This window comes from Maribacter sp. 4U21 (genome assembly GCF_002742365.1).
Taxonomy (GTDB): domain Bacteria; phylum Bacteroidota; class Bacteroidia; order Flavobacteriales; family Flavobacteriaceae; genus Maribacter.
In genome coordinates, this window is record NZ_MDGN01000022.1 from 69,475 (window position 1) to 81,190 (window position 11,716).

The following is an 11,716-nucleotide window of genomic DNA, read 5'->3' on the forward strand; positions in this document are numbered from 1 at the left end:
TGAATTAAAAAACCCCAATTTCGGTTGCGAAATTGGGGTCTATAATATTACAATCAATTATTGATTCATTGTCATCAAGAACTCTTCGTTGTTCTTTGTCTGTTTAAAGCGTTGCTCAATAAATTCCATTGCTTCAACAGGATTCATATCGGCCAGATACTTACGCATGATCCACATGCGTTGTAATGTGCTTTCATCCAAGAGCATGTCATCACGTCTTGTACTAGAAGAAGTAAGGTCTATGGCAGGGAAGATTCTTCTATTCGCAATCTTACGGTCTAACTGAAGTTCCATGTTACCAGTACCTTTAAATTCTTCAAAGATTACTTCATCCATTTTTGAACCAGTCTCTGTAAGTGCTGTGGCAATTATGGATAATGATCCACCACCTTCAATATTACGAGCAGCTCCAAAGAATCGTTTCGGCTTATGCAATGCGTTGGCATCTACACCACCACTTAACACTTTTCCTGAAGCAGGCTGCACGGTGTTATACGCTCTTGCCAATCTTGTAATCGAATCTAATAGTATAACCACATCATGGCCGCATTCTACCAGTCGTTTTGCTTTTTCCAATACAATATTCGCTACCCTTACGTGCTCGGTAGCTTCCTTATCGAACGTAGAGGCAACGACTTCGCCCCTAACATTTCGTTGCATATCGGTAACCTCTTCAGGACGCTCATCAATTAATAATATTATTTGATATACTTCTGGATGATTAGCCGCTATACCGTTGGCAATATCTTTTAATAACATGGTCTTACCCGTCTTTGGTTGGGAAACGATCATACCTCTTTGCCCCTTTCCAATAGGAGAGAACAAATCTATAATCCTGGTTGAAATGGTGCTTTGTCTTTCCGCAAGATTAAATTTCTCTTGTGGGAACAAAGGCGTAAGGTGTTCAAAAGAAACCCTGTCCCTCACAATTTGAGGGTCAATTCCGTTTATCTTGTTCACTTTTATAAGCGGAAAGTACTTTTCACCTTCTTTAGGAGGACGCACGTTTCCTAATACCGTATCTCCGGTTTTTAACCCGAATAACCGTATTTGAGACTGGGACACATAAATATCGTCAGGCGAAGAGAGGTAATTATAATCGGATGACCTTAGGAAACCATAGCCATCTTGCATAATGTCAAGAACTCCTTCACTAGCTATAATGCTATCAAACTCATATTCCGGTTCTTTGTAACGGTTCTTTAGATCCTTGTCAAAATTACTCTTGTCGTGGTTGTTCCTAGGGTTATGTTGTTTTTTACTGTTTTGATTTCTGTTTTGGTTGGGATTGGATTTTTTCTGGAAATCCTTTTTGTCCTTATCCGCCGGTCTAGGTCTAGGTCTAGGTTTTGGTTTTTCCTGAGATGTAGCGGTAGCTTCATCTTTGGGTGATTCGGTATTTGAAACTTCTTTTTTTTCCTCGGATTTTGCGGGCGCATCCTCCTTCTTTTCCACTTTGCGGGTCACTCTTGGTTTAGGTTTTTTTACCGCTTCGGTTTTTGCGGGTGGGGCAACGGCTGCAGCTGCTTTTGGGTTTGCTGCCTGTAAGTCTAGAATTTGATAGACTAAATCTAACTTTTTTAAGGTCTTAAATTTTGGAACATTAAGTCCTTTAGCTATTTCCTGAAGCTCAGGTAGCTTTTTTGATTTTAAATCTGAAATCTCAAACATTAATTATGGAATAAATTATACGTGTTTTGTATTGACAAGAAGTAAACTGTTAACTTGGGTATGCTTTGGAATTGATTTTCCTAAGGTAAGTGTTACGATATAACGTCACAATAATACAAATTATTTTCAATAATAAGACGATAATTTTTAAAAAGACCTGTATTTTTGTTGTCCCAAGTAGAAAAAGGATATGATTCAAAGAATACAGACCATATATTTGGTAATAGTAGCCCTAATCACTGGGATATTACCATTTTTTGTGAATCTTTGGTCAGATGCTAAAGGTGTAGAAATATATGCGCAGAACGAAATTTTTATTTCCAGTGCTTTTTATATTTCCGGAGCTCTAGCCTTAATAGCCATCTTTTTGTTCAAGAATAGAAAAAACCAGTTTGTAGTGAACAGACTGAATATGATATTGAATCTTTTTTTACTAGGATTTTTCGTTTACCGATCGCTAAACTTATCCGGAGAAACTTTAGTTTCTGAGAAGGGTATTGGGATGTTGATTCCAGTATTTTCTATCGTTTTTTTAGTTCTTGCAAATAGAGCTATCAAGAAGGATGAAGATCTTGTAAAATCTGTTGATCGTTTGCGTTAAACCTAACATCTTAGTAGTATTAGTGCGTAAAACCCGGGGTAGTTCCCGGGTTTTTTATGAGCAGCTTGTTTAACTTTTTGTCGTTAAATTTTTGAATTGATAAGTGAATTAACGTTTCTCCAGTTCTATTATTTCTAAATCCTTAATATCCTTTCCGTCGATAGCGAAGCGTAGCATGGTCCTTACTTGGTGAAAGCCGTGCTTGCCACATGCTCCGGGATTCATGTGGAGTACGTTAAGTTTTTTATCCCACATCACTTTTAGAATATGTGAATGTCCGCAGATGAATAGCTTTGGAGGGTTTTTCGTGATTTCCGACCTTGTTCTGGAATTGTATTTTGGAGGGTAACCGCCTATATGGGTTATCCACACATCTACGTCTTCGCAATAAAATCGATTATTCAGAGGAAATTCTTTCTGTATGATATGATCGTCAATATTGCCATGAACTCCTCGCAAAGGTTTTATATCGGATAAGGTATCCGTAACTTTTAGAGAACCGATATCACCCGCATGCCAAATTTCATCGGCTTTAGCGGCATATTTCAAAATAGCATCATCCATATGGGAATGTGTGTCGGATAACAGTAGTATTTTTGTCATATAATAGTGGGTAATACTTAATTGTTTACGGATATCTAACTGAATTCTTGCTTTGCTTTTGATATCTTTGTGTACCACAATATTAGCATATCCTTTTGAGATATTTCATTCAATTTTCATACTTCGGCAAAAACTACCATGGTTGGCAGAAACAGCCTAACGCTATAACGGTTCAGGTAATTCTAGAAGACGCACTATCTAAAATTACACGTGCTAAAATTGAACTGGTAGCGGCAGGGCGCACCGATGCCGGTGTTCATGCAAAACAAATGTATGCCCATTTTGATATAGGTAAAATTGAGGACACCACAGATTTGATCCATAGGTTAAATTCTCTATTACCAGAGGATATTGCCGTTCAAAAATGTTTGCCAGTTCAGCCCGATGCGCATGCCAGATTTCACGCTTCAGAACGGTCGTACGAATACCACATAACAAAATCTAAAAATCCTTTCTTAAAAGACACCGCACACTATATCATACAAACCTTGGATATGGAAATGATGAACAAAGGGTCCCAGATTTTGCTAGGGAAGCAAGATTTTGAGTGTTTCTCTAAATCAAATACGGATGTGCATACGTACATGTGCGACATAAAAGAGGCTTTATGGATTGCAGAAAATGATAAGATCATATTCAAAATTACGGCCGATCGCTTTCTTAGAAATATGGTCAGGGCCGTAGTTGGTACCTTGTTAGAGGTAGGTACGGGTAAAAATTCTGTTGACCATGTTAATACCGTCTTAAAAAGTAAAGATAGGAGTAAAGCAGGAGTTTCTGTACCCGCAAAAGGATTATATTTGACTTCTATTATCTATCCCAAGACCATATTTAGTAATGGATAAAGACTCCGGAAAAGCTTTTGATACAAAACTTTTTAAGCGCCTAATGGCACACACGCGCCCTTACAGGATTACCTTTTATGGGGTTGCTTTAGCGGCAATTTTACTTTCTGGTTTTGCGGTCTTGAGTGCGGTGCTTCTAAAACTCATCATTGACGATGCCGTTAAGGGTAGCGATGCCCAAAAGCTTTTAAATTTAACTATTGGTATGTTAGCCGTGCTTATCGGTCAAGTGGTCAGTCAATTGTGTTTTAATTACTATGCAAATTTGTTGGGAGAATCTGTAATCAGGGATGTAAGGATTAACTTGTTCCAAAAGATGCTCGGTTTCCGAATGAAGTATTTCGATAATTCTTCACTGGGTGTACTTGTTACAAGAGCTGTTGCGGATATGCAGCGAATAGGAGAAATTTTTAGTCAGGGCTTCTTCGTTATTGTGGCCGATTTGCTAAAAATGCTGGTAGCTGCCGCAGTAATGTTATTAATAAATTGGAAACTGGCACTAATAGTCTTTGCGGTACTTCCGCTCATATTATACGCTACCCGATTATTTCAAAAAGCAATGAAGGTAGCCTTTACAGAGGTTAGGGCAGAGGTGTCCAATTTAAACTCCTTTGTGCAAGAACGTATTACGGGTATGCGCATCGTGCAATTGTTCACCAGGGAGAAAATTGAAAGCGAAAATTTTAGGAAAATCAACGAGAAGCATCAAAACGCTTGGCTAAAAACAGTATGGTATAACTCTATCTTTTTTCCTATTGCTGAAATAGTTTCTTCAATAACCGTTGGTCTAGTAGTTTGGTATGGAGGATTGCAGAACGTAGCGGGCATTACCGATGATGTGGCGGGTACCGTTTTTGCTTTTATCATGTTGATAGATTTACTCTTTAGACCCTTAAGACAGATAGCAGATAAATTTAATACCCTACAAATGGGTATGGTTGCTGCAAACAGGGTTTTTAAAATATTGGATACCGATAGTACCATTGAAGATGTTGGTACTATTGTAAAAGATAGGGTAAAGGGTGATATCAGTTTTGAGCATGTAAAATTCGGTTATCTTGAAGATGAAGAGGTGCTACATGGTATTTCTTTTGAGGTAAATGCGGGTGAAACCGTCGCTATTGTTGGTGCTACAGGAGCCGGTAAGTCCACCATAATTAACCTTTTAAACCGATTTTACGAAATAAATGCAGGTACTATACGTGTAGACGATACGGATATCAAAGAATATAAATTGGCATCTTTAAGAAGCCATATCGCTGTAGTATTGCAGGATGTATTTTTGTTTGCGGACACCATTGCTAACAACATATCGTTAAAGGATACATCGGTAACGGTTTCCGATATAGAGAATGCGGCCAAAGCCATTGGGGTCGATGAATTTATCACAAGTCTACCGGGGGGATATGCCTATAACGTAAAGGAGCGAGGCACCATGCTTTCCAGTGGACAACGGCAGTTGATCGCTTTTTTAAGAGCTTATGTAAGTAACCCAAGTATTTTGGTGTTGGATGAGGCCACATCTTCTGTGGATACCTATTCTGAACAGTTGATTCAAAAAGCTACCGAGAAGATTACGGAAGGTAGAACATCAATAGTAATTGCGCACCGATTGGCCACCATTAAAAAGGCCGATAGGATTATAGTTATGGATGCCGGAAATATCGTAGAAATGGGCACTCATCAAGAACTTCTTAAAAAAGGCGGTTATTATAACAATCTTTACGAAGCGCAATTCTTGGCAGAGGAAGTAGTTTAGTCAAATTATTTTGTAGGAGCTAAATTTGCAAAAGTGTCGGTAAAAAAGGCGAGATACATACCCAGAAGAACAATTATAATTGCAAATACCGCACCTAAAATCACCAAGAAAAATAGAAGCTTTAATACCGTCTGTTTCAGATTAAGCTTAAAAATTTTCTTGAACATATAACTGAAATACAAAATTTGGAATATTCCATTTATTGAAGCACCATAATAAATAAGTTCAGCGTTCCAGAGAAATATAATGTACATTAGGTTAACGCATATGGACATTTGAGAATAACCATAAATATTCATCACAAAATGCTCGCTAAGGTTGTACTCCTTTTTATTAATGAAAACTAGTCTGGATATTAATGCTAAAAATGGAAGCATTAAAACATAAAATAGATTTTGATATTCAAAAGTATAATCTTGAAATTTTTTAGCTAAGTCCACACCAAACTTATCGGAGTCGGTCATTTCTTGAGTATTCATAGAGCTGAACTGATAATCCATTGCTTCCGGAAAATACTGCTTGTTCAAGAAGACGAACAGACCACCTAACATTACTGCAATAGTAAAATAACTAATGGGATTGAGGTATTTTTTTCGAACACCTTTGATGTAGCCAACAATCACCAAATCTGGATTTGTAAAAAGGTTTTTGAAAGTAATTAGGAACGTATTGTCAATATTGAAAAAGCGCTCGACCGCGTCATACCAAAGATTTTTAACTGTAATCCTGTTTCGAATCACTTTAGCGCCACAATCGGGGCAAAAACTGTAATCCGTTCGTAGCGTGTTCTCGCAGTTCTTACAATTCATTAAATTAAATCCTGTTTGAGCATTGCACCTAAATGTGTTAGGGAATCATACAATACAAATTCGCCATTCTTTATGTAGGAAATCAGTCCGGTCTCTTCGCTCACTACAATACTTAGGGCATCCGTTTTTTCCGTTATGCCCACTGCGGCTCGATGTCGTAATCCAAAACGCAGTGGTATGTTGCGTTCATTGGAGACGGGTAAAATAACGCGCGTCGCAACGATATAGTTGTTCACTATTACCGCCGCTCCGTCATGTAAAGGACTATTTTTATAAAAGATACTTTCTAAAATGGGCTGGGTGATTTCAATATTCATACGGTCACCCGTATTTTTAATAAAATCTAGGGAATTGTTTCGCTCTATTACTATAATGGCTCCCGTCTTAGAGGCTGCCATTTTTTCACAAGCCTTTAAAATAGCATCTACGTCTACGCTGGTAACAATGCCCTCTTGTCTTAAAAATTTAAAATGCTTAATAAAGTTTCGTTTGTTGGCAAAATTCGTGGAGCCGATCATCAAAAGAAATTTTCGTATTTCCTGTTGAAAAACAATGATTAGGGCTATTAATCCTACTTGCATGAATGCGCCGACCATGCTACTGATCATTTCCATGCCCAAAAGCTCCGTAAGCTTCCAAAATGCCCAAACGATGACGATACCGATGAAAATATTAATGGCCACTGAGCCACGCACCAATTTATAGATATAATAAAGGAGTACGGCTACTAAGACAATATCCAGGACATCCGTAATCTTAAAATCAATAAAATTCAAAAAATCCAAGTGGTGACGTTTTTGTAAAATTAACAAAAATAGATGAACGAAAACCGTATAAGTTCTATGCATCTAGCTGTTCCTGTAGCTTTACACATTCCATAGCTTCTTTTACATCGTGTACCCGCAGTATCTTGGCACCTTTGTGTAATGCCAACATGTGTAAAGCCGTAGTTCCGTTCAGTGCCTGTTCTGGAGTTTTTTCCAACAGCTTGTAGATCATGGATTTTCTGCTTAGACCAACCAGTACGGGATGGTCTATTATTTTAAAATGGTCAAGTTTATTGAGTAAAGTATAATTTTGGGCTAAGGTTTTAGCAAACCCGAACCCCGGGTCAATAATGACATCCTTTATGCCTAATGCTTTCGCCGTCGCTAATCGTTCTGAAAAGAAGAACAGAATATCATTGAGTAAATCGTCATATACGGTTTGCTTTTGCATGGTTTTTGAGTTCCCTCTCATGTGCATCATAATATAGGGTACTTTTAGTTCAGCGACGGTGGGCAGCAAAGCTTCATCCTTTAGACCTGCCGAAATATCGTTTACTATGGCAGCCCCACGTTCTACACATGCGCGAGCCACTACCCCTCTAAAGGTATCAATAGAAAGTAATGTTTTAGGAAAACGTTTCATTATGACTTCTACTACAGGTAGAATTCGTTTTAATTCCAGCGTTTCTGAAACAAAAGGAGCCCCAGGCCTAGAACTGTAGGCACCAACATCTATAAAGGTTGCTCCTTCCGTTAGCATTTTTTCTACATGTTTTAATATCCCGTGCTCATCTTTAAACTTTCCACCATCATAAAATGAGTCTGGAGTAACATTTAAAATACCCATAATTTTGGGTGTTGAAAGGTTGATTAGATTGCCATTACAATTGATGGTCATATATTGGTTTATGATGATTTTGTTGTAAATCCTAAGTTTGAACCCTCTGTTTTGATGGTTACGAAATTTTAAGCGAAATTTACACAAATTAGAAAGAATTACATGCGAAACACGGTAGCGGAGTATGATGCAGTTATAAACATATGCAAGGAGTTGTACCAAAAAAAAATGTTGGATTATGGTGCTGCTTGGCGTATTCTAAGATTACCATCTCTTACAGACCAGATTTTTATAAAGGCGCAACGTATTAGGGGTTTACAGGAAAACGAGGTCCATAAGGTAGATGAAGATGAAAAATCAGAGTTCATAGGTATTATTAATTATGCGATCATGGCTTTGATTCAGTTAGAACTAGGTGTTGCGGAACAGCCCGATTTAGAACCTGAGAAGGCTATGGCGCTTTACGAGAAACATAGCGAAATCACAAAGCAATTGATGCTTAATAAAAATCACGATTACGGAGAGGCGTGGCGCGACATGCGCGTAAGTTCCTTAACGGATTTGATACTTCAAAAATTATTACGCGTAAAAACTATCGAGAATAACAAGGGAAAAACTTTAGTGAGTGAAGGTATAGACGCTAATTATCAAGATATGGTCAATTATGCCGTATTTGCACTGATTCACTTGAAAGTAGGACAAAATCTAAGCTAGAGTATGAGGTATATTGTTGGAGTAGTTCGGATTTTTGTCGGTATTCTTTTCATTATTAGCGGATTCATAAAGTTAAATGACCCTGTAGGTTTCTCTTTTAAGTTAGAGGAATACTTTAGTCAAGGTGTGCTGGATTTACCGGTCTTTGTTCCATACGCACTGACCATATCAATTATCGTAGTGATTTTAGAGGTCCTTTTAGGAGTATTCTTAATCGTGGGTTTTAAAGTGAAATTTACACTTTGGAGTCTTTTGGGCATGATCGTGTTCTTTACGTTTCTCACGTTTTACTCCGCTTATTTCAATAAGGTTACTGATTGCGGTTGTTTTGGAGATGCCATAAAATTGACGCCATGGGAATCCTTCACAAAGGATATCATTTTATTGGCCCTTATTCTATTACTGTTTTTTGGTAAAAAGTATATCGCACCTTTGTTCAGGCCATTTCTGGGCAAAGCTTTGATTGGACTGTCTCTGCTTTTTTGCCTCATTTACGTCAACCATGTTTTAAACCATTTACCAGTAATAGATTTTAGGCCTTATGAAATAGGAAAAAATATCGAGGATGGTATGGGCGTTCCTGAAGGCGCACCAAAAGCTATTTTTGAATATTCATGGAAATTCAATGTAAACGGGAAAGAGGAAATTTATGTCACCAATGGTGATTATCCTACCGTTGATGGCGAATTCATAGGCGTAGAAACGGAAGAGATTCAGAAAGGATATGAACCACCCGTTCATGATTTCACCATTGAGCAGAACGGTGAAGACTTTGCAGGTCAGTTGCTTCAAGAGCCCAAATTGCTGATGATCGTAGCTTATGATTTAAGAAAATCCGATTTGGATGCTTTCAAAGAAGTGAAGCGTATTACCGATAAGGCTTTAAAAAATGGTTATAAGGTGATAGGGATGTCCGCCTCAGGGCCTGACCAAACCGATGCTCTTGTTGCTGATAATAATCTGGGATTTCAGTTTTATTTTACGGATGAAACCACACTAAAGACCATTGTTAGGTCTAATCCAGGAGCCTTGGTATTGGAAAAAGGAACTATTGAACAAAAAGTGCATTACAACGATTTAGACGAATTGGTTTTTAACTAGAAACAGAATTAAAATAATAAAAATGAGAAGTAAAATTGTAGCTGGAAATTGGAAAATGAACAAGAATTTGGACGAGACGGAAGCACTTTTATCTGCCTTGGCGGCCAAATTACCAGATACCGTCGCTGAGGTAATGGTCGCGCCTACCTATATCAACCTGCCCACTGCAGTACGCAATCTGGAATCATCAAAAATTGAGGTCATTGCGCAGAATATGCATTTTGCGGAAAGTGGGGCCTATACTGGAGAAATTTCTGCGGATATGCTTTTAAATGTTGGTATCAATACGGCCATAATAGGTCACTCAGAAAGAAGAGCTTATTTTGGCGAAACTGACGAAATTTTAGCTAAGAAAGTGACTACTGCTCTAGAGAAGGGTGTCAGAGTAATGTTCTGTTTTGGAGAAGAGTTGGAAGATCGCAAGTCTGGAAATCACTTTGCTGTGGTAGAAAGTCAATTGAAGAACGCTTTGTTCTCTTTAGAGACTTCGGCATGGAGTAAAATTATTTTAGCTTACGAGCCGGTTTGGGCCATCGGAACAGGAGAAACGGCGTCTCCGGAACAAGCTCAGGAAATGCATGCGTTTATTCGTAAAACCATAGCAGAGGCCTTTGATACCGGTGTAGCCGATAAAGTGTCTATACTCTATGGCGGTAGTGTAAAGCCAGGAAACGCTGAGGAAATTTTTTCTAAGCCAGATGTAGACGGAGGTCTTATTGGCGGTGCGTCTTTGGTTGCTGATGATTTTGTCGCAATCATCAAAGCTATTTAAAAAGTACAAATTCAGTAGTTGTTCCTTTAGGAGATTTAAGGGTATGTTTTCATACCCTTTTCAATGCAATAAAAATGGAGAATCCTGTCTATATAGAGTATACATTTCGAGTAGCACCCTTGCAACCTGCGTCCGATATTTTAATCGCTGAGCTTGGTGAAGTAGGATTTGAAAGTTTTGTGGAAAATGAAATAGGTGTTCTTGCTTACATTCAAAAACAAGAATGGTCTACGGATATTCTTGATGATGTCACTATCCTAGATAACCCCAATTTTAAAATAACACATACGATTCAAGAAATTGAACAGGAGAATTGGAACGCCACCTGGGAGCAGAATTTTGAACCCATTTTAGTAGAGCAAACCTGTATGATCAGAGCTCCATTTCATAAAAAATCCAGTGCCACTTACGATATCGTAATTGAACCCAAAATGAGTTTTGGTACGGGACACCATGAAACCACCCATATGATGGTTCAGCATCTTTTAGAATTAGATCTGGTAAATAGGGTAGTACTGGACATGGGGAGTGGAACAGGTGTTTTGGCGATACTATCCGCTTTAAAAGGTGCAACGGTCGTTGATGCTATAGATATTGATAATTGGTGTTATTTGAACGCAATGGAAAATGTAAAGCGTAACAAGGTTAGTTTTATAGCGGTATATGAAGGTGATGCCAGTCTGTTAAAAAATCAGGAGTACGACTTGATAATTGCGAATATCAACAGAAATATTTTACTAGAAGATATACCTAAATATGTAAGATGCTTGAAACAAGAAGGAATACTCTTGCTGAGCGGGTTTTATTTGGAGGATTTGGATTTGGTCAATAAAAAGTGTTCGGAACAAGGTTTGCAATTTGAAAAAAACTTCGAAAAAAATAAATGGGTTGCAGCAAAATATGTATTTTAGGGTATAAGAAAAAGAATTGTGATGAGCACTAAAGAAAAAATTTCCGAAGAGCTACTTGTAGAGGAAGAGACCGTAAGGCAGAATGAAATTGTTCTCTTCAATGACGATGTCAATACTTTTGACCACGTCATCGAGACCTTGATGTCAGTCTGTGAACATACACCGGAACAGGCAGAGCAATGCTCTTTGATTGTTCATTATAAAGGCAAGTGCACTGTCAAAACTGGTGAGTACAATGACTTGGAGCCACGATGTTCTCGCTTGCTACAGGCAGGTCTGAGTGCAGAATTAGTTTAAAAATTAGATTAGAGTTCCATAGTTGCTT

The 11,716-nt window shown here is 38.1% G+C and carries 13 protein-coding genes; 8 read left to right on the plus strand and 5 right to left on the minus strand.

All coding sequences use genetic code 11. The features are described from left to right. Nucleotides 1-57: 57 nt before the first annotated feature. On the minus strand, nucleotides 58-1,671 hold the full coding sequence (rho, locus tag BFP77_RS04180; protein ID WP_099572810.1) for a transcription termination factor Rho: 1,614 nt from the start codon (nucleotides 1,669-1,671) through the stop codon (nucleotides 58-60). 190 nt (nucleotides 1,672-1,861) lie between these two features. On the opposite strand from rho, the gene BFP77_RS04185 reads away from it, so the two are divergent. After that, nucleotides 1,862-2,272, plus strand: coding sequence for a DUF4293 domain-containing protein (locus tag BFP77_RS04185; protein WP_099572811.1), 411 nt, complete (start codon nucleotides 1,862-1,864; stop codon nucleotides 2,270-2,272). A gap of 108 nt (nucleotides 2,273-2,380) precedes the next feature. Here the strand turns inward: BFP77_RS04185 and BFP77_RS04190 are convergent, their stop codons facing one another. Then, the gene (locus tag BFP77_RS04190) at nucleotides 2,381-2,875 is read right to left on the minus strand and encodes a metallophosphoesterase family protein (RefSeq protein ID WP_099572812.1); all 495 of its coding nucleotides are present in this window, start codon (nucleotides 2,873-2,875) and stop codon (nucleotides 2,381-2,383) included. Nucleotides 2,876-2,970: 95 nt separating this feature from the next. Here BFP77_RS04190 and truA point away from each other — a divergent pair, with 95 nt between their 5' ends. Next, the gene (gene truA / locus BFP77_RS04195) at nucleotides 2,971-3,720 is read left to right on the plus strand and encodes a tRNA pseudouridine(38-40) synthase TruA (RefSeq protein WP_099572813.1); all 750 of its coding nucleotides are present in this window, start codon (nucleotides 2,971-2,973) and stop codon (nucleotides 3,718-3,720) included. After that, nucleotides 3,713-5,479, plus strand: coding sequence for an ABC transporter ATP-binding protein (locus BFP77_RS04200; RefSeq protein WP_099572814.1), 1,767 nt, complete (start codon nucleotides 3,713-3,715; stop codon nucleotides 5,477-5,479). Before truA ends, BFP77_RS04200 begins: the two co-directional genes overlap by 8 nt. A 5-nt stretch (nucleotides 5,480-5,484) precedes the next feature. Here BFP77_RS04200 and BFP77_RS04205 read toward each other — a convergent pair whose 3' ends face one another. From BFP77_RS04205 to folP, 3 genes are read right to left on the minus strand one after another with little or no spacing between them, the layout of a single operon-like run. Next, nucleotides 5,485-6,288 carry a DUF3667 domain-containing protein gene (locus BFP77_RS04205; protein ID WP_099572815.1) on the minus strand — a complete coding sequence of 268 codons (804 nt, stop codon included), beginning with the start codon at nucleotides 6,286-6,288 and terminating at the stop codon, nucleotides 5,485-5,487. Next, nucleotides 6,288-7,073: a diadenylate cyclase CdaA gene (gene cdaA, locus BFP77_RS04210; RefSeq protein ID WP_099572816.1), complete on the minus strand. Its 786-nt coding sequence runs from the start codon at nucleotides 7,071-7,073 to the stop codon at nucleotides 6,288-6,290. Before cdaA ends, BFP77_RS04205 begins: the two co-directional genes overlap by 1 nt. Before the next feature lie 55 nt (nucleotides 7,074-7,128). Next, entirely contained in the window at nucleotides 7,129-7,953 is an 825-nt protein-coding gene (gene folP, locus BFP77_RS04215) for a dihydropteroate synthase (RefSeq protein ID WP_099572817.1), read from the minus strand. Between the two features lie 102 nt (nucleotides 7,954-8,055). Here folP and BFP77_RS04220 point away from each other — a divergent pair, with 102 nt between their 5' ends. The 5 genes from BFP77_RS04220 (at nucleotide 8,056) to BFP77_RS04240 (ending at nucleotide 11,688) form a co-directional block, all read left to right on the plus strand. Next, nucleotides 8,056-8,607 carry a DUF1599 domain-containing protein gene (locus tag BFP77_RS04220; protein ID WP_099572818.1) on the plus strand — a complete coding sequence of 184 codons (552 nt, stop codon included), beginning with the start codon at nucleotides 8,056-8,058 and terminating at the stop codon, nucleotides 8,605-8,607. Between the two features lie 3 nt (nucleotides 8,608-8,610). Next, on the plus strand, nucleotides 8,611-9,708 hold the full coding sequence (locus tag BFP77_RS04225) for a BT_3928 family protein (RefSeq protein ID WP_099572819.1): 1,098 nt from the start codon (nucleotides 8,611-8,613) through the stop codon (nucleotides 9,706-9,708). A gap of 22 nt (nucleotides 9,709-9,730) precedes the next feature. Beyond that, nucleotides 9,731-10,480, plus strand: a complete 750-nt coding sequence (gene tpiA, locus BFP77_RS04230; protein WP_099572820.1) for a triose-phosphate isomerase — start codon at nucleotides 9,731-9,733, stop codon at nucleotides 10,478-10,480. A 74-nt stretch (nucleotides 10,481-10,554) separates the two neighbouring features. After that, nucleotides 10,555-11,391, plus strand: coding sequence for a 50S ribosomal protein L11 methyltransferase (gene prmA, locus BFP77_RS04235; RefSeq protein WP_099572821.1), 837 nt, complete (start codon nucleotides 10,555-10,557; stop codon nucleotides 11,389-11,391). 21 nt (nucleotides 11,392-11,412) lie between these two features. Further along, nucleotides 11,413-11,688 (plus strand): ATP-dependent Clp protease adaptor ClpS, encoded by a 276-nt coding sequence (locus tag BFP77_RS04240; protein ID WP_099572822.1) that lies wholly within the window; start codon nucleotides 11,413-11,415, stop codon nucleotides 11,686-11,688. The last annotated feature ends 28 nt before the right edge of the window (nucleotides 11,689-11,716 follow it).